This window comes from Shewanella sp. KCT (genome assembly GCF_007636505.1).
Classification (GTDB): domain Bacteria; phylum Pseudomonadota; class Gammaproteobacteria; order Enterobacterales; family Shewanellaceae; genus Shewanella; species Shewanella halotolerans.
In genome coordinates, this window is sequence record NZ_LVDJ01000003.1 from 221174 (window position 1) to 239380 (window position 18207).

General features: G+C 55.9%; 17 protein-coding genes. 7 read left to right on the top strand and 10 right to left on the bottom strand.

What is annotated here, in order from left to right:
* Positions 1–11: 11 nt before the first annotated feature.
* Positions 12–884: an RluA family pseudouridine synthase gene (locus tag AYI87_RS05915; protein WP_144200431.1), complete on the bottom strand. Its 873-nt coding sequence runs from the start codon at positions 882–884 to the stop codon at positions 12–14.
* Between the two features lie 427 nt (positions 885–1311).
* On the opposite strand from AYI87_RS05915, the gene AYI87_RS05920 reads away from it, so the two are divergent.
* The 6 genes from AYI87_RS05920 to AYI87_RS05945 all read left to right on the top strand — a co-directional run bounded on the left by AYI87_RS05920 (position 1312) and on the right by AYI87_RS05945 (position 7081).
* Positions 1312–2094 carry a substrate-binding periplasmic protein gene (locus AYI87_RS05920; protein WP_260865090.1) on the top strand — a complete coding sequence of 261 codons (783 nt, stop codon included), beginning with the start codon at positions 1312–1314 and terminating at the stop codon, positions 2092–2094.
* 87 nt (positions 2095–2181) lie between these two features.
* Positions 2182–3087 (top strand): GGDEF domain-containing protein, encoded by a 906-nt coding sequence (locus AYI87_RS05925; RefSeq protein WP_144200433.1) that lies wholly within the window; start codon positions 2182–2184, stop codon positions 3085–3087.
* 233 nt (positions 3088–3320) lie between these two features.
* Positions 3321–5075: a phospho-sugar mutase gene (locus AYI87_RS05930; protein ID WP_144200435.1), complete on the top strand. Its 1755-nt coding sequence runs from the start codon at positions 3321–3323 to the stop codon at positions 5073–5075.
* A gap of 210 nt (positions 5076–5285) precedes the next feature.
* A complete protein-coding gene (locus AYI87_RS05935) occupies positions 5286–5705 on the top strand; it encodes a VOC family protein (protein ID WP_144200437.1) in 420 nt (139 codons plus the stop codon).
* Positions 5706–5834: 129 nt separating this feature from the next.
* Complete coding sequence (locus tag AYI87_RS05940; protein WP_144200439.1) at positions 5835–6293, top strand: GyrI-like domain-containing protein; 459 nt, start codon at positions 5835–5837, stop codon at positions 6291–6293.
* Between the two features lie 101 nt (positions 6294–6394).
* Positions 6395–7081 (top strand): helix-turn-helix transcriptional regulator, encoded by a 687-nt coding sequence (locus AYI87_RS05945; RefSeq protein ID WP_144200441.1) that lies wholly within the window; start codon positions 6395–6397, stop codon positions 7079–7081.
* Positions 7082–7105: 24 nt separating this feature from the next.
* Here the strand turns inward: AYI87_RS05945 and AYI87_RS05950 are convergent, their stop codons facing one another.
* The 4 genes from AYI87_RS05950 to AYI87_RS05965 all read right to left on the bottom strand — a co-directional run bounded on the left by AYI87_RS05950 (position 7106) and on the right by AYI87_RS05965 (position 9960).
* Positions 7106–7417, bottom strand: coding sequence for an NIPSNAP family protein (locus tag AYI87_RS05950; RefSeq protein ID WP_144200443.1), 312 nt, complete (start codon positions 7415–7417; stop codon positions 7106–7108).
* 349 nt (positions 7418–7766) lie between these two features.
* Complete coding sequence (locus AYI87_RS05955) at positions 7767–8069, bottom strand: AzlD domain-containing protein (protein WP_041407304.1); 303 nt, start codon at positions 8067–8069, stop codon at positions 7767–7769.
* Complete coding sequence (locus tag AYI87_RS05960; protein WP_144200777.1) at positions 8069–8806, bottom strand: AzlC family ABC transporter permease; 738 nt, start codon at positions 8804–8806, stop codon at positions 8069–8071. The genes AYI87_RS05955 and AYI87_RS05960 overlap by 1 nt, the downstream gene beginning before the upstream one ends.
* A gap of 215 nt (positions 8807–9021) precedes the next feature.
* Positions 9022–9960 (bottom strand): helix-turn-helix transcriptional regulator, encoded by a 939-nt coding sequence (locus AYI87_RS05965; RefSeq protein WP_144200779.1) that lies wholly within the window; start codon positions 9958–9960, stop codon positions 9022–9024.
* 315 nt (positions 9961–10275) lie between these two features.
* On the opposite strand from AYI87_RS05965, the gene AYI87_RS05970 reads away from it, so the two are divergent.
* Positions 10276–10737, top strand: a complete 462-nt coding sequence (locus AYI87_RS05970; protein WP_144200445.1) for a thiol-disulfide oxidoreductase DCC family protein — start codon at positions 10276–10278, stop codon at positions 10735–10737.
* A 40-nt stretch (positions 10738–10777) separates the two neighbouring features.
* Here the strand turns inward: AYI87_RS05970 and panP are convergent, their stop codons facing one another.
* The 5 genes from panP to AYI87_RS05995 all read right to left on the bottom strand — a co-directional run bounded on the left by panP (position 10778) and on the right by AYI87_RS05995 (position 18174).
* Complete coding sequence (gene panP, locus AYI87_RS05975) at positions 10778–12418, bottom strand: pyridoxal-dependent aspartate 1-decarboxylase PanP (protein ID WP_144200447.1); 1641 nt, start codon at positions 12416–12418, stop codon at positions 10778–10780.
* A gap of 228 nt (positions 12419–12646) precedes the next feature.
* Complete coding sequence (locus tag AYI87_RS05980; protein ID WP_144200449.1) at positions 12647–13792, bottom strand: glycerate kinase; 1146 nt, start codon at positions 13790–13792, stop codon at positions 12647–12649.
* A 105-nt stretch (positions 13793–13897) separates the two neighbouring features.
* The gene (locus tag AYI87_RS05985) at positions 13898–15256 is read right to left on the bottom strand and encodes a GntP family permease (protein ID WP_144200451.1); all 1359 of its coding nucleotides are present in this window, start codon (positions 15254–15256) and stop codon (positions 13898–13900) included.
* Between the two features lie 262 nt (positions 15257–15518).
* On the bottom strand, positions 15519–16322 hold the full coding sequence (locus AYI87_RS05990) for a gamma-glutamyl-gamma-aminobutyrate hydrolase family protein (RefSeq protein ID WP_144200453.1): 804 nt from the start codon (positions 16320–16322) through the stop codon (positions 15519–15521).
* A gap of 949 nt (positions 16323–17271) precedes the next feature.
* The gene (locus tag AYI87_RS05995; protein WP_144200455.1) at positions 17272–18174 is read right to left on the bottom strand and encodes a LysR substrate-binding domain-containing protein; all 903 of its coding nucleotides are present in this window, start codon (positions 18172–18174) and stop codon (positions 17272–17274) included.
* Positions 18175–18207: the final 33 nt, after the last annotated feature.

The following is an 18207-nucleotide window of genomic DNA, read 5'->3' on the forward strand; positions in this document are numbered from 1 at the left end:
CCGCTCTAGCCTTAAGTCGCTTTAGCCTTAAGCGCTGCTAGGCTAGGTTGCAGCCCCTCGGGGAGTGCCACATGCAGTGGCAGCTTACTTAGGGGGCAGGTGAAATCCAAAAAGCAGGCGGTGAGCTGCAGATTCACATCGCCCGTCTCGGCGCCGCCATGTTGTCTGTCACCCACCACGGGAAAGCCTATGCTGGCCATGTGGATGCGGATCTGATGCTTGCGGCCCGTCTCTATCTTTACCTGCACCAGGGACATATCCAGCTCGCTGTCGTATTCCACCAGGCTGGCGTGGGAGCACGCCGGCTTGCCGTCCACCTCAGTGGTGATGGTGCGCGTGGCCTTGGGAAACTCCCCCTTGACGATCACCCTGTACTGTTTATCCAGCTCGCGATGCTCGAACTGGGCCGCGAGCGCCGCCGTAATCGTCTTGCTGTGCCCTATGATCACCAATCCCGTGGCCGCCCTGTCCAGACGGTGGATGATAAAGGCGGGGCGCTGCGGCGTGAGATGAGTCTCGACGAAGCGGTTGATGGTGGTGTGATCGCTCCATTTTGAGCCCTGACACAACATGGCGTAGGGCTTGTACCAGATACTGTATTCGCCCTTATCCAGAATTAGCTGGGCATCCTCTACCTGCTGAGCCAGCACCTTAGGGTTGTAGTAGAGGTGCAGCTGATCCCCAAGCTTAAGTGCCTTCTTGGCCCGGCGTAGACGCTGGGTATATTTGCCCCTCGTGAGCCACACGGCGCCCTTTGCCATCGCCTGTTTAATCTCCTGCTTGGAGAGCAGACTCGCCTCGGCCAGCAGGGTGCAGGCGTCCGTCTCTGTCTGGCTGACATTGAGGTGATGTTCGATAGGGTTTAGCTTGGACTCTGGTTGCATGGCAGGCTTATCTTCTAGGTGCTTATCTTCTAGGTGCTTATCTTCTAAGGCTTAGCCTTTTAGGCTTAGTTTTAGATTCGAGTGAGCTCTTGGGCGAAAAACCCCGTCAGTTTACACTATATTTGCCCCCTTTGCGGCGCCCGACGCTTGGCCTTGTTGTCATTGGTTAAGTTCTGCTCTCGGCTCTTTCCTTAAGCACTCTCTCAGCGCCCTCCTCAACTCTCTACATCAGCTCTCTACCTCAGCATCGACTGCTATACTCAAGGCAGTGGGATCAGGGAGGAGCGAGATAGTGCAAAGTGCGATGGTGTGCAAGACATTCGTTTGTCTGAGAAAGTCCTGCTTGTTTACTGCTTTTCTCATAACGACCTGTTTTATAATCGCCTGTCTCATAGCGGCAAATGCGGCGCGGGCCGAGGTGACTGAGGTGCGCTACAACCTGTCGACCCATTTCGTCGATCCCAAACAGAGTTACTATATCGATCTGCTACGCCTGGCCATGGAGAAGAGCCAAGATCAATATGGCGACTATCGCCTGGTGCCGGTGGAGATGGATATGCCCCAGGGGCGCACCATCAAGCTGGTGGAACAGGGCAAGCTGGAAGTGGTGTGGACCATGACCAGCATCAACCGGGAGCGTCAGCTGCGCGCGGTTTACTTTCCCCTGCTCAAGGGGCTGATGGGCCATCGTATCGCCATCATACGTACCGAAGATGAGGCCCGTTTCGCCAACATTACCCAGATAGAAGAGCTCCAGAGGATCCCTGTTGGCCAGGGTAGCGACTGGCCAGACAGCGATATCCTGCAGCGCCAGGGTTTTACCTTGGTCAGGGGCGCGGCCCACAGCCTGTTGACCATGCTTGAGAAGGGCCGCTTCGACTATTTCCTGCGGGCACTCCATGAGCCCTGGGACGAGATTGCCGACAGACCAAACCTGATGGTGGATACTCAGTTTGTCATCGTCTATCCCGCGCCCCTCTATTTCTTTGTCAGCCCTGATAATCTGGCGCTGGCGGAGCGGATCGAATATGGCCTGCGTGCGGCCTTGAACGATGGCAGCTTCGATGAACTTTTTTATCATCATGCCATCACAGAAGGTATGCTGGGGCGGGCTAGGCTGACCGAGCGACGTGTGTTTCGCCTGGATAACCCATTCTTGTCGCAGACCAGTAAGAACCTGCTCAGCGAACCTGAATTGTGGTTCGATTAAGTATATTGATTTGTCTGGCTATTCTTGTCTATTTGGCGTCAAATAGGGTTTAATGAGAGTGAGTCAGGCTGCATTGATGGGGTGGTTATGATCGCAAATGAGCAGATGGTCGCCGTGCTTGAGGCACTGCCGGATCCGGCGTTTATTTTGTCCAGTAGCGGCAAATATGTGGCCGTCTTCGGCGGCAGCGATGCGCGCTACTATCACGATGGTCATGGCCTCATAGGTGCCTACCTCCATGAGGTGATCAAGCCCGCCAAGGCCGCCTGGTTTCTGCAGACCATAGACAGGGCACTCTCAACCCGCCGCCTGTTGATCGAAGAGTATGAGCTGAGCAACAAGGATGTGAAGGGGCTGCCCGACGAGGGGCCGGTGGCGCCCATCTGGTTTGAAGGGCGAATTCAGGCGCTGGATTTTCGCGTCGACGGCGAAGAGGTGGTGCTCTGGGTCGCCAGTAATATCTCTAAGCGCCACGAGCTGGAGTTAAGGCTCAGGGAGCTGAGCGATACAGACCAGCTGACAGGCCTTTATAATCGTCGCCGTCTCGAGCGTGACTTTGCCCTGCATTTCGACAACTTCAGCGAACAGGGGATGCCAACCACTATATTAATGCTGGATATCGATAACCTGAAACAGATCAACGACACTAAGGGCCACCACAAGGGGGATGAGAACATCCTAGCCGTGGCCGAGATCTGCCGCCGCGAGTTCCGTAAGACTGACTATGCCTACCGCTTCGGTGGCGATGAGTTTGTGGTGGTCTTGCCGGGCCTGCAGCCGACCCAGGCGATGGCCATGGTCGAGGCGCTGCATCAGAGCTTCAATCACGCCTTATCTGCCCTAGCCGAAGATGAGCTACTGGCCACCATCAGCCTGGGGATGACGGGGATCAAGGCGGGCGATACCTCTTACCAGGATACTCTAAGGCGCGCCGATATGGCCCTGTATCAGGCTAAAGACCAGGGTAAGAATCAGCTGAGCTATATTCCTTAGACTTTCGCTAAGGCGTTTTACCTCCGCTATCGACGCGCTCATTCTGGCGCTGGCGACCATCTAGGGGGAGGCCGCCACTTTGATAGCTAAATCAACGCTTGAAACAGGTCACCTCAATTGGGGCATCCGGGTGTTTCTTCTATAGTTTATATAATGAATCTTTAATGCAAATTCACTTGTTAACCCCTTCAGGCAGACATACTGTTAAGGGAAACTGGTGCAGCGGAGGCATTATGCAAACACAGATACAGGCAAGGATAAAACATTGGTTGAGTCTCGATAGTGACGCCAAGAGTCGCGCCGAGATCCAGGCCCTGGTCGATCAGGGGGCGCAGGAGGAGCTGGCGGCGAGATTCGCCGGCCGTCTCACCTTCGGTACCGCGGGCATTCGTGGCGTGGTGGGCGCAGGTCCCATGCGGATGAACCGTCTGGTGGTGCAGCAGACCTCCAAGGGGGTCGCCGAATACCTCAAGGCTCAGGTAGAAAATGCAGTGAGTCGCGGCGTTGTCATCGGCTACGATGGCCGTCACGACTCCAAGCAGTTTGCCGAGGACGCCGCCAGCGTGCTTACCGCCGCTGGTTTCAAGGTGTTCCTCACCAGCAAGGTGGCGCCGACTCCTCTGGTGGCCTTCGGCGTTCTGCATCTGGGGGCGGCGGCCGGCATAGTGGTGACCGCCAGTCACAACCCGCCGCAGTACAATGGCTATAAGGTTTACTGGGGCAATGGCGCGCAGATCATTCCGCCCCATGATACCGGCATCGCGGCCCGTATCGAGCTGGCGGCCAACTCGCCGGTGGATATGTTGCCGCTGGAAACGGCATTGGAGACAGGTAAGCTGGTGATGCTCGAGGAGGATTACTATCAGGCCTATCGTCAGGGCGTGTTAAACGCTGGCGTGCTGCAAAGCCCCGCCCGTCCCGAGTTGGTGAGCCTGGCCTACACCGCCATGCACGGGGTCGGCGCCGAAATGGCCGAGACCCTGCTAAAGGATATCGGGGTCACACAGGTCTATTCGGTCGCGGCCCAGCGTGAGCCAGACGGTGACTTTCCTACGGTGAACTTCCCCAACCCCGAAGAGGCTGGCGCCATGGATCTGGTGATGGACGAGGCTCACAAGCATGGTGCCATGCTGGCCTGCGCCAACGATCCAGACGCCGACCGTTTCGCGGTAGCGGTGCGTAAACCCGGCGCTAGGCCAGAGATGCCTTCCACCGATGCCTATCAGATGCTGACCGGAGATCAGGTGGGGGTCTTGCTGGGCCATTATCTGCTCTCCCACGCCAGTGATGATCAGCGACTGCTTTGCTGCACCATAGTCTCCTCCAGTTTGCTGACTCGCATCAGTGAGGCTTGCGGCGCCCGCTGCGAGACCACACTCACAGGCTTTAAGTGGCTGACCAACGTCGGCATGAGCAAACAGACTGAGGAGAACCGCTTCCTGTTCGCCTACGAAGAGGCGCTCGGCTACACGGTTGGCAGCATGGTGTGGGACAAGGATGGTCTATCAGCCTTGGTTGCCTTCGTGCAGCTTACTGCTGAGCTGGCCGCCAAGGGGGAGACCCTGTGGGACAGGCTAGAGACCATCTATCGTCAATATGGCTATTATCTCAACCGTCAGGTGAGTATCGCCCTCAGCGGTGAGCCAGGTGCGCCCACCATAGGCGAGCAGCTAAGGGCATTAGATCCCCGCGAGATTGCCGGTAGGGCCCTGGTGTCTGTGGATGACATCAGCTTGGGCGTGCGCCGTTTTGCCGATGGCCGCGAAGAGACAATAGACCTGCCTCGCAGTGACGTGCTTATCTATCGCCTCGAGGGCAATGCCAGGGTGATCGTACGCCCCTCGGGTACAGAGCCTAAGGTGAAGTGTTACTACGAGGTGGTCGAGCCCTTCGGCGAGCAGGAGGGGCTTGCGGATGTGCAGCGCCGCGCCGAGGCCGCCATGGCGGAATTTGTCTCCCGGCATCAGGCGGGCTTGCCTAACGCCTAATGCCTAACGCCTAATGCCTAACGCCTAACGCCTAACGCCTAACGCCTAACGCCTGGCGCCTAATGCCTGGAGTCGAGTCATGGTTTGTTAACCGATTGCCAGCCTACTGACACTAGGCTGTCAGTAGGGGGGCGTTAAGCTCTTCTTACTGGTCGAGTGAGGGAGACGCTCAGGGTTGAGCGTCGCATTCGGCCCATTAAGGAGAGCAAGATGCAAGAACAGCAAGTGTTACACCAGACACCTTTACAGCAGGCACCTCTAGTCTGGGGCGAGATCGCCGTCGAGGATATGGCGCGGGCTAAGGCCTTCTACCAGACTCAGTTCGGGGTGCGTTTTCGCGATGAGCAGATGTTTGGCATGGAGATGGCCATACTAGAGACTGAGGCGCCCCAGGCGGCCAGCATCGCCCTGGTAAAACATGATATGATGCGACCAAGTGGAGCCGGCAGCATCCTCTATCTACACCTTAGCGATCACCTGGCACCCCTGGTTGAAAGGTTGGAGCAAAATGATGTTGAAATCGCTTTGCCTGCCATGGCTATCAAGGAAGGGGAGTGCGGCTATAGTTGTGTCATCGTCGATAGCGAAGGCAATCGCGTCGGCCTCTGGGCACCGAGTTTAAAAGGCTAGTGGACTCATGTCCCAGCGCATTTAAAGTTCTGACACGATAGGGTAAATGCAAGCGCCGCGGCGCTTGCAAGCTATGTAATTCAAGCTATTAAAGCAAGCTATGCAAAGGATATAACAGAAGGAATTGAGATGAAGACGATAAACCTCGCCCCCAAGTCACTGGTCGGCATGAGTGTTCGTACCAACAATGGAGCCGAGTCTGAAGCGGCGACGCAACAAATCGCCCCCCTCTGGCAGGCCTTCATGGGGCAGTATGGTGAGCAGATCTTCGGTAAGTTGCCTGTATATGGGGTCTATTACGACTATGCCAGCGACATGGATGGCGACTATAGCCTGATGACGGCGGTCGAGGCGGGTACCATAGAGCGTGACGACAAGTTAACGCCGCTCACCTTAGAGGGCGGTAACTACCTCTGTTTCAGCGCCACAGGAGAGATGCCCCAGGCGGTTATTTCACTCTGGCAGCAGATCTGGGCCTATTTTCAGCGCCCCGATTGCCCCTATCGTCGCCAGTATCTGACCGATTTCGAGTGCTACGCCCAGCCTGACAGCGTCGATATTTATATCGGCGTCCACGTCGAAGTTTAGATAGGTAGAGGTCTAGCCAACGTCTAGTTAATTCGGGATATTAGCTAGGTCCAGTCATAGTCACCACGGGCCGTCCAAGGGGCGGCCAATTCAGGTAAGTCATGCGCCGCGCCGATCGCCTATTTCAAATCGTACAAATTCTCAGACACAGACGCCTCACCACGGCCAAACAGCTGGCGGAGCGACTCGAGGTCTCTAGCCGTACCATCTACCGGGATATTCAGGATCTCTGCCTGTCGGGGATCCCCATCGAAGGCGAGGCCGGCGTCGGCTATCTGCTGCGCCAGGAGGTGAATGTACCGCCACTGATGTTTAACGAGCAGGAGCTGGAGGCGATACAGGTGGGGATGCGTATGGTGCAGGCCCAGGGGGGCCACGAGTTGGCCAGCGCCGCCAAGCAGGCGATGATCAAGGTCGAGGCCGTGTTGCCCGAGCGGCTTAAGGCCTATCAATCCCTGATGTTTGCCCCCGACTTCTACAGCGACGGGCAGCTGTTTTCCTTTCTCGACCTGCTGCGCAGGATGGCAAGGGAGAGGGAATATATTCTATTGAGCTATCAAGACGTGAAGCAAAGCAGTAGCGAGCGCCAGGTTCGCCCCCTCGCGCTCTATTACTGGCAAGGGGTCTGGACACTACTTGCCTGGTGCGAGCTGCGCGGTGATTTTCGTAACTTTCGGGTCGATCGCATAGTGGGCGTCTTGCCCCTTGGCAGCCATTTCCCCCATACGCCGGGCCAGGAGATGCCAGACTATATCGCCATGATGCAGGCGCAACATGGCGAGTGTTAGCGGTCTTGTTAGTGGTACCTTAAATTATTCCGGCAGCAGCGGTCGCATGAAGCTGCGCTCATAGCGGCGGATAAACTTGTGCTGCTTGGCGTACTCGAAGGCGGCGATACATTCTTTGTCATGCACAGAGGCCTCGCGGTATTGCTCGTAGCTGGCCAGCGAAGGAAAGCTGAATAGCGCCAGGGCGACATCGTTGGCCCCCTCGCTAGGTAGGAAGTAGCCGTGATGTTGCCCGCCAAACTTGGCCACCAAAGGCAGCCAGAGTCTGGCATAGTGCTCAAACATATCCTGCTTATCCGGGTCGATGATGTATTTCACGTGACAGGTTACCGCCATCTTAATTTCTCCTTAGGGCCTGTTGATCTTTCAAGTTTGATTTTTGTTCAATCTAAACGCGTTTTGCGCGAGGCGACAGCAATGAAGCATAGTTACCCTATGTGAATTGCGAACAACAAAGAAATCGTCTGGAACGATTTCTAACAGCGTAGCTGACCGCCTGCGGTGAAAGGCAGGAGGCCTTTCATAAAGTGCAGGGCGCATTTAGATGAACCCTTTGGGCAGCGTTTGTAGGCCATTTTTACGGCGTTATCGCCAGTTTGTGTAGAATAACTACACGACACAGGCTCTGCCTTGTAATAATTTCCTTCAAACTGCTGCAAAAACAAACAGCAAAGCTCAATAGGCCCTAATGTATGATGAAAAACAGCGCCATGCTCACCAGCACGGTCAGCAGTGTGTTGCGGGTAAAGTAGGCCAGTAACACGGCTACCAAGCCGCAGATGAGGTAGCTGTTATCGAATGTGATCGCCAGCTGCTGGTCGCGCACGAAGAGTATGGGAGCGGCGATGGCGGTTAGCACCGCAGGTGCCGAATATCCCAAAAACTGCAGGGTATTTTTACTCAGGCGCAGTGGCAGTTTTGGCTCGAGAAACAGGTAACGACTGAGGAAGATCACCGCCGTCATGGCGAGCATAGTAAGCCAGATCATCATGCCTGCCTCCAGGATTCACCGCTGAGTTTGGCATAGAGCTGGCCGCAGGCCATGCCGGTCAAAGAGGCGATAAGCAGCCCCGCCTGCAGCTCCATCAGCGCGCACACTACACTGGCCACCATGGCGACCAGCACACACACCAGGATTGAGGGGCGTTTCACCGCTGGCACCACAATGGCGATGAAGGTAGCGGCGATGGCGAAATCCAGCCCCAAGGCGTCCAAATTCTCTATCTTATGGCCCAGGGTTATCCCCATTGCCGTGGCCAGGTTCCACCCCAGATAGAAGCTAAAGCCGCCGCCGAAGGCGAACCAGGGATCCAGACTGCGTTGCTTACCCAGATTGGCGATGGCAAACAGCTCGTCGGTGAGCAGAAAGCCCAGAGTGAGTCGCCACTTAAGTGGCAGTGGGCTTATCTGTGGGCGCATCGCCATGCCATAGAGCAGGTGGCGCGAGGTGATCAGCAAGGTGGTGATTAATATGCTGGCAAGGCCAATCCCCGCCTTAATCATCCCAAGCGCCACCAGCTGGGCCGCACCGGCGAAGACCAGAGCCGACATGGCCTGACTTTGCAATGGCGTGAGCCCGGCGTCTATGGCAAAAGAACCTGCGAGTATGCCCCAGGGAACGACTGCCAGTGTCAGGGGTGAGATGGCCAACGCCCCCTTGAGCGCCGCACGTATCGGTGAGCCATTTTCAAGCCTTTCGTTGTCTAGCCTTTCGTTGTCGCACATAGTTCTTTTGGCGTTTGCGCTGTAAGCATCTGCGTTTTTGGCATCTGGGTTTTCGACGGCCGAGTCAGGCAAAGGCTTATTCGGGTCTGGTTGAGGTTCGCGTGTCATCTTAGCTGGTTTTAATTGAGGAATTATTCGACCTTACTAGAAAAGGGCGCACCTGGCTTGTACATTGTTGCGCTGTTTTTTCCTGTTTTGCCTTACCGATTGGGCTACTAGCCTCTTGGCCTACTGGCTTCGACCTCTCTGGCATACTGGCCCGGGGTGACGCCCATGGCGCGTTTAAAGTGACGATTGAGGTGACTCTGATCGTGAAAACCACAGGCCAGCGCCACCTCCAGCAGCTTGCATCCCTGGCGGATCATCTGTTTGGCCAATCGAATACGCCCCTGGATCTGGTAGGCGTGGGGTGGCAGACCATACTGGCGCTGGAACTGCTTGATCAGATAGAAGGGGCTGAGCCCCGCCAGCTTGGCCAGGGCATCGAGGGAGACATCGGCGGCCGGCATATCATCCAGAAATTGCTTTACCAGTGCCAGCTGCGCCGTGGGTCGCAGCGACTTCTCGACCGGGCGACTGGCGCCATGGCGGGACATCAGGCGTGCCAGGCTGGTGTAGATGAGGCTCTCACGCAGCAGTGCATGATCAGAGCGACTTAATGTGTCGAAGGTGAGGCGTAACAGCTCAGCCAGTGGCTTGTCGTGCACCACTGGCTCGGGAAAATAGGGCGCGTCGCCAGCCTTACCGCCTAGCTCATCATGGACCCTGGCAAACTGCTGCGGTAGGGGATACATGGCGCGATAGGACCAGCCAAAGTCTGTGGCCGAGCGGCCGTTATGCACCTCATCTGCGTTCACCAATATGATACTGTGCTGCGGCGCCGTGTGATCGCCGCCGGTGCGGTAGAAACGCTGGGCGCCGGTTTCGATAACGCCCACCGTATAGCCCTCATGGCAATGGCGTGAGAAATTTTGCTGATGGTAACTGGCATCCAGTAGCTCTATGCCGCCCAGCTCCTTTGCCAGGCTGAAGTTGGCCTGCTCTTTTGTCTGCTGCTTTTCTCGGGCTTTCGTTTGGGCCTTTGCCGATTTACGGCCGAGACTTTGGGGAGCAGCGGCATGCTTGGTTGTTGACTCAGTTGCTGGTGACTTCATGGGTGTTTGGGCTATCACTTTATACTCGCGTCGAGAGGCCTATGCTCAGTGGTTAGTACTCAATAGTTCTGGTTCGTCACTGGTTTGTATCGGCTCTTAGCCATCATAGCCTAAATGAGTTGACTGTTTTTGTACAAAATTGGCCTCTGTTTATAACTGACTTGGGCTGACACTGTTCCTTGGGTGGTACACTCAGGTGAGAGGCGAGCGCAAATGCTTTCCAAGCCCTGAGAACTGATAGCTGATAGCTGATAGCTTGGGAAGCGAGTCGAGAGCCGAGAACGTTGTGAGTCGAAAGTCGAGAAAACGGCAAAAATGAGGAGTCAGCGAATTAACAATCAACTCACTGACATTGAGGATAGAGCCCTGCAGGGGGATTTCTATCCTTTAGTGATCTTCGATGGCAGCTGTAACCTGTGCCACGGCGCGGTGCGCTTTATCGTCAGGCGTGACAGGCGCGAGCATTTCAAATTCGCCTCGATTCAGAGCGAGACGGCCCAGCGGCTGTTGGCAAATCGTGGGATAAACGTGGACCTTGAGGATCTCAGCAGCTTCTATCTGCTCGATGAGCAGGGCGTGTTAGCCCAGAGCGAGGCGGCGCTGGCGGTGGCAAGTCAACTCGATGGCCTCTGGCCCCTGTTAAGGGTATTGAAAGTACTGCCCAGGGGCCTGCGAGACTGGAGTTATCGGCAGGTAGCCAATCGGCGTTATCGCCTCTTTGGCCGCAGAGCCTGCGCCCTGCCATCTAAGGTAGACAGGGGCCGATTTATCGAGTGAGCGTGCTCAATTGCACTTTCTAGATTGAGCTGTTGAAAAACTAGAGGGCCAGCAGCTTAGGTAGGAAGCGGTCGTCTAGCTTGGCTATGTCGCGCTGCTCATCCAATACCTGCTGCAAGATCTCATTGCTGGTTAATGGGTTGGCCAGTACCACGCGGAACACCACAGAGGTCTGATCCAGGTTATTGGCCGGAATGATGCGGGTACGGGAGACGAAGGATTTGCCCTGCTCACGTTGGCGCTTCTGAATAAACTTGGTCAGGCCGTCCAGCAGTGTGTTGATCTCGCTCACCCTGGCCGCGTCACCGGCTGCGACCGCCTCATTGAGCAGCGCCTGCACCTTGGCGGGCACATAGCGGTAGGTCAGTAGGCAGAGCTCAGGCCTGGAGACCAGCTGAAAATCGTCCTGGGCGGCAATCAGCTCACCGAAGTAACGCGCCTTCTCCAGGCTGTTGTTGATTAAGATCTCGTAGCCGTCGCGGCCGATGATCTGTAAGCAGGCATGCACCAGCATGGCCATGCCGGGGCGTGAGCCCTCCAGCGTCTGGCTACCCAGATCTTTCGAGCCCTTACGCAGAATATATTCGGCGTGGTGTTTGATGGCGTTGGCAAATTCGGGGTCTTTAAATAGCACCATACCGGCGCCCATGGGCACGTACATCTGTTTGTGGGCATCGATAGTGACAGAGTCGGCGTGCTCTATACCGGCTAACAGGTGGCGATACTTGTTCGACAGCAGGCTGGCACCCCCCCAGGCGGCGTCCACATGGAAATGACAACCCAGCTGCTCGGCGAGATCCGCAAGCTCATCGAGCGGGTCTATGTTACCTGTCTCCGTGGTGCCGGCCACGCCGACAATCGCCATTACTTTGATGTTCTGCTTGGCTAACTGCTCGGCCGCCTCGCGCATCTTGGCCACATCTACCTTGTTGTCGCTGGCACAGGGCACGCTGATGATGTTGTCGCGGCCTATGCCTAGCAGATCCGCGGCTTTGCCGAGGGAGTAGTGACCTCGAGTTGATACCAGAATGGCCAGATCGTCATAGCCGTAGTGGCGCAGTGCTCGCATCAGGCCAGATTGGGCCACGCCCTTGAAGTCGCCATCCGGCTTTAGCAGGCGGTTACGGGCGATCCACAGCGCCGTGATGTTGGCGACCGTGCCGCCGGAGCAGAAGGCGCCCAGTGAGTGACTGGCGCTGTGCATCCAGCTCTGGTAGAACTCTTCTGTCTGGCCATAGACCATGTGGTGCATCATCCCCAGCACCTGGCGCTCCAGCGGCGTGAAGGCCTTGGAGGTCTCTATCTTCACCAGGTTTTGGTTGAGCCCCACCATCATCTTCGACAGCGGCAGCACGAAATAGGGCAGGGCCGAGGTCATATGACCTATGAAGCTGGGAGCCGAGGTGTGCACGCTGTGGGCGATCAGGGTCTGCATCATCTGCTCGGCATAGTCGGAGACGAAGCTGGGGGCTGTAGGGATCTGGTAGGCCTTGAAATCTTTTTCTATTTCGGTCAGCGGCTTCTCGACAGCGACGATACTCTCTTTGAGGAATCCCATCAGGTTTTCCGACAGGTTTTTTTCTATCTTACCCAGGGTCGAATTCGGTGCCTCGGGCAGAGTGAAAATACGCATCAAGGCCTCTTCAGAGGCGGTCGCTTGTCGTGTCTGTTTTGATGTCATCGAGGCGCGTCGCTTAACTTGTGTCTGTTTTGAAATAGAAAAAAACAGGCGATCGAAAAAGGGAGCTAACTTTACTGTAAGCTTTATACCGCATCAAGGGGAAAAGTGAAATGGCTGGCGGGCGACTGGCTTATTAGAGACCGTTCTTGAGCTTATTATACGTACTGATAGTAAAAAGCCCTGAGCCAAGGCGGCGTCAGGGCATTTAGAGTCAACTCAAAGCGGCAGCTAACGCCCCAGACGATAGAGACGGGCGATATTGACCGCGCAGCTATAGAGATTATGACGGGCGCCGGCCAGCACCTCCTCCAGCGGCAACGCCCTGGGGGTCACGGAAAACAGGGCGTTTATACCATGGTCCAGCAGCACATTGGCATCCTCGCTGACGCAGCCGGCGATGGCAATAACCGGGATCCCCTGTTTATTGGCCTCGCGGGTGACGCCCATGGGGGTCTTGCCATGCAGGGTCTGGCTGTCGAGGCGGCCTTCGCCCGTGATGACAAGATCCGCCCCCTTGAGATGTTCGCTCAGCCTAACCGTCTCCATGACGATATCTATGCCGGGTCTTAACTTGGCGCCCAGATAGGCGAGCATCGCAAAGCCCATACCGCCCGCGGCGCCGGCGCCCGGCATGTCGCGGCACTCATTGAGGCCTGCCGCATGGGTGATATTGGCGAAGTGACTAAGGGCCTTGTCTAATCTGGCGACCATGATCTCATCTGCGCCTTTTTGCGGTCCGAAGATGGCCGAGGCCCCCTTGTCGCCACACAGTGGATTATCTACATCGCAGGCGACCTCAATTTCTACCTGGGCAAGCCGTGGATGCAGCTCGCCGATATCGACACTGGCCAGGTGCTCAAGCGCGGCGCCGCCGGGCCTTAGGGGCTTACCGTCATTGTCCAGCAGGTGCGCGCCCAGGGCTTGTAGCATGCCGGCGCCGCCGTCGTTGGTGGCACTGCCACCAAGGCCGAGGATCAGATGGGTGACGCCGCTGTTGAGGGCATGACAGATAAGCTCGCCCGTGCCATAGCTGGTGGTGACCAAAGGGTCACGTAAGAGACTCGGCACATGGTGCAGCCCAGAGGCCGAGGCCATCTCAATCACCGCGGTGCGCTGCCCGTGCGTCTCCTGACCCAACAGGCCATAGTGGGCATCCACCTGACTACCCAGGGGGCCGGTGACCTTAAGCTCGACTAATTTGCCGCCGGTGGCATCCACCATAGATTGCACCGTGCCTTCGCCGCCGTCGGCGACCGGCAGCTTGATACATTCGGCGTCGGGAAGCACCTCACAAAACCCCCGGGCTATCTCGGTGGCGACTTCCATGGCGCTCAAACTTTCTTTATATGAATCGGGCGCGATGACTATTTTCATGCAGGCTTCCTGTGTGAAGAGGGGTGAATAGATTACAAAATCTGAAAAAAATCAGCTGGGTTGTCCGGCGCCCAGGCTTAGGCCAATGGCGCCGGCTTGTTTAGCTTAGAGTAGGACTAGACTCAGCAGGTAGACAAGGATCATGGCGGTGACACCCTGGATAAGGGTCGCCATGGTTTGCGCCTTATAGGCCTGCTTCACACTCATGCGGCTAAACTGAGTCACCACCCAGAAGAAGCTGTCGTTGGCGTGGGAGACTGTCATGGCGCCGGCACCGATGGCCATCACGGTCAGCACCCGGCCCATGTCGCTGGCAAGGCCGATATCGCCCAGCATAGGAGCTACCAGTGCCGAGGTGGCCACCAGGGCTACGGTCGATGAGCCTTGGGCCGATTTCAGCGCCGCGGCGACGATAAACGGCATGAAGATGCCTATGCCTAGGGCTGAGAGTGAGCTGCCGAGGAAGTTACCTATCTCGGTGGCCTTGAGCACGGCGCCGAAGGCACCGCCAGCACCTGTGATCAACAGGATAGGCGCGGCCACCACTAAGCCGTGGCTGATGCGATCGCTAAACTCTTTGATCTTATCCTGACTCTTGAGCAGGCTCAGCGATAGGAATAGACCTATCATCAGGGCGTTTACCGGTTGACCCAGGAAGGCCAGGGTATCGAACAGGGCGCCATCACCCAGTGGTTGTGAGGGGAACTTGGCAATTGAGCCCAGGCAGATAAGCAAAATAGGCACGAAGATAGGGGCAAACGCCTTGGCCGGACTAGGCAGCTCGCCGTAGGCGGCCTTGAGCTGTTCGAAATCTTCCACATTGTTTTTCAGCTCCTCGGCGCCTTCACCGTCGGGTTCGACATGAGCGAAGCGGTTGGCCCATAACATGCCCGCCAGCGCGGCGACGGCGGCGACGAAGATACCCACGCCTATGACCAGACCCAGATTAGACTCCAGCCCCAGGTTACCGGCGGCGGCAATCGGGCCTGGTGTTGGCGGCACGAAGGTGTGGGTAGCATACAGGCCGGTAGCCAGGGCGACGCTCATGGAGACGCTGGAGACCTTCATGCGGTTGGCCATCGACTGCTTGAGCGAGTTGAGGATCACGAAACCCGAGTCACAAAATACCGGGATGGAGACCAGGTAACCTATGATCGACATGGTCAGGGTCGGGAAGCGTTTTCCCAGCAGCTTAATCACCACGTCGGCCATGGTGATGGCCGCGCCGCTCTTCTCCAATATGGTACCTATGATGGTACCCAGCACGATAACCAGGCCGATATAGCCTAAGATACCGCCGAATCCGGAGGTGATGGTTTTTGCCACATCGGCGCTGGGTAGCCCGTAGGCAAAGGCGGCGATGAAAGAGGCGAGAATGAGGGTTAGGAAGGGGTGAAGCTTAAATTTGGATGTCGCGATAACGATGAAGGCTATCACGGCGATCAAGATCAGTACTAGGCTCATAGGGTGTCCCTGTATTGGGTTATATTTGTTGGCTATATTTGTTGGTTTGATCTAGCGATGACCCGTTAACTCGCTCCTAGCGCGGGAGCAAAGGGTTTTCAGGCTGGCACTATTATCCGGAGAATCGGACAATCTGGCTTCGTGCCAGCTTCCTAATATTTAACTTATGTGCAACCGATATTTGTGCTTTTGCCCAAATATCGGTTGGGGGAGAGGAATAAAGTCGGTCTAGATCACAAAATGACTGACAAGGCGTGTTCGATTAGGCGGTTAATTTAGCGTCGTTGGCCGATTGCCAGCTGACCTCGCCGCGACAGGCGCTGCCGAAGGCCTGGAACAGCTTGACCGAATCCGGGTTGTCATTGGCCTGCCACTCTGGGTGCCACTGCACGCCGAGGATAAACTGACCATAGTCCGGGCCGTGGATCGCCTCGATCAGGCCATCTTCGCCATAGGCTAAGGCCTCTAGCCCCTTACCTAGGGTACAGATCCCCTGGCCGTGGAGGGAGTTGACCATGGTTTTATCGCCAATCAGCTTGGCCAGCCAACTGCCGGGTACAGTCTTGATGGCATGTCTGGGGCCATATTGCACATGGTTTGGGGTCTGTGGATCTTCACGGTGATCATCGAAACCAGCCTCGCTATAGACCTTCTGATACAGGGTACCACCAAGTGCGATATTGAGCTCCTGCATGCCACGGCAGATCCCTAAGATAGGTAACTTACGCTTGAGGGCGCCAGCTATGATGGCCAGATCGACTGTGTCGCGATTCACATCCTGGCTTTTTTCCGGGGTGAGGTTTTCCTGACCATAGAGGCTGGGGTCGATATTGGAGCCCGCGCCCGAGAGGTAGACGCCATCGACCATATCCAGGTAGCGGTCCACATCTTCGACGCCGAAACAGGTGGGCATCAGCAGCGGGATGGCCCCGGCGATCTCCACAATCGGTTGCATATATTTGTGGGTCATCACCTGGTAGGGATGCTGGTTCCTGTCTTGCTGACCCATGGTCATCAAGATAATTGGTTTGGATTTCTTAGCACTTGTAGTCTGTGTTATTGGCATAGATCACCCGTTTGGTCGATTTGTATGTCACCCGATGCGTGACGTCTGTGTAGCCTGGTGAGCCCGCTACAGGCCTTAGCTATCGCCTTTCTTAAGGATAGCAAAATGTGGTAAAGCACATTTGTTGACCACCAGTCTGCCCATTGGTGTTCATTATGTCAAACGTGGTGAGTGTAATTAATTACATTTTGGTGCTGGTAGGAGGAGAGGGCGAGCCCCCCCCTGATTTCATTCTCAGGTTGTGTTTGATTTACTTGGCGTTGCTTGCTTCGGGGAATTTTAAATGTTTGCGTCTACCTGGATTGTTCTTTGAAGGGGGATTTAAGGTCAATACCAACGACCTTGATAGACATGTTCATTACTCCTGCTCTGACTGTACTTAATGTTTGGTACAGCGACGGGCTTTGTTTCCTAAATCGTGAGTAGGGTTGGATCTTTGCTCATACCTCAAGACTTAATCTCTAGTCACAATAAATTTCGTTAAATCGAAGAGGCGTTGGAGCTATTGTGTAAGCACGATCTTGGCCCTCGGCGACAGGACGTCGCCGTGGAGCGTATAGGGATATATCCACAGCGTGCCAAAATAGTGTTTGCACGCTCGTCGTTCCTTCACATCCCTGTGATCACGACATTGGTACATCCATGTTCAGCACCCGCCGGACAGGCGTTAGGTGGCTATTAAGGTGAGACCTTCAAATACTTTTCAAAGAAGATTTATAGTAGATGCAACAAATGGAAAAAAATACCCGCCGGGCAGGCGTTGGGTGGCCATGAAGGTGCGACCTTCAAGAGCCTTCCACAGAACCATGTCGTTAGAAGCTACAACAAAATAACCCTGGTAGACGCCACCATCATAATCCCCAGTCGGCTGATCATAGCCTGACAACAAGCCGACTTAGATCAAAACAATCTCCCCAATAACCCCTTAGTATTGGCGTTAAATACTACCCTATAGCAGATGTTCCCGTTCCCAGTCATGACAGAAGGCGATAAAGGTTTTCAGCAGCGGGCTTAAGTACTTCTCCTTGTGAACCAGCAACCAGAAGCGGCGCTTCATGTTTAGCGGCAGGCTAAGCAGCTTTACACGTCCGTCGCGGATCGCCGGTTCGGCGGACAGACGTGACAGGCAGGCGAGGCCAAGCCCTGCCGAGACCGAGTTGATCAGGGCCTCTGTGTTGTTGAGCTGAAAGGCTTCATGCCATTGCTCCAGTCTTGGGGCGATGACCCGCAGGAAAAATTCCCGGGAGCCCGAGCCGGCTTCGCGCAGGATCCAGTGACTGGCCTCGAGTTGAGGCAAGGGGATGTCGGCATTTGCCGGCAGGGGATGATCTGGCGGGCAGATCACGCACATCTCATCTGAGCTGAAGGGGGTCGCGTCGAGCTCAGGGTGCTGGATCTTACCTTCGATCAGCGCAATATCCAGCTCGTAGGCAATCAGCATGTCGCAGATCTGCGTTGAGTTAGAGATAAACAGGCTCTGCAATTCGTGCTGGGTATGTCGGCGAAAGTCACTCAGCAGATAGGGGGCCACCTGATTGCCCAGGGTGTCGCTGGCACCGATGCGCAGCAGACCCGAGAGTGACTGTTCATCGTTAAACAGCTGCTCGATATCGCCGGCTCTGTGTAGGAGCTCATCGGCCAGAGGCTGCAACTTGTGTCCCTCCTGATTGAGGATGAGACGGTTGTTCACCCGGTCAAACAGGTGGTGGCCGAGCTGCTTTTCCAGCTCCGACAGCGCCATACTTACCGCAGCCTTGGAGAGAAACAGGCTGTCGGCCGCGGCGGTTAAGGTCTTGTGTTGGGTGAGTGTGCTAAAGACTTTGAGTTGCTTGAGCGAGATGTGGCTGGCCATAGAAGGAGGTTGTTTAGTTATTCTGAACATTAG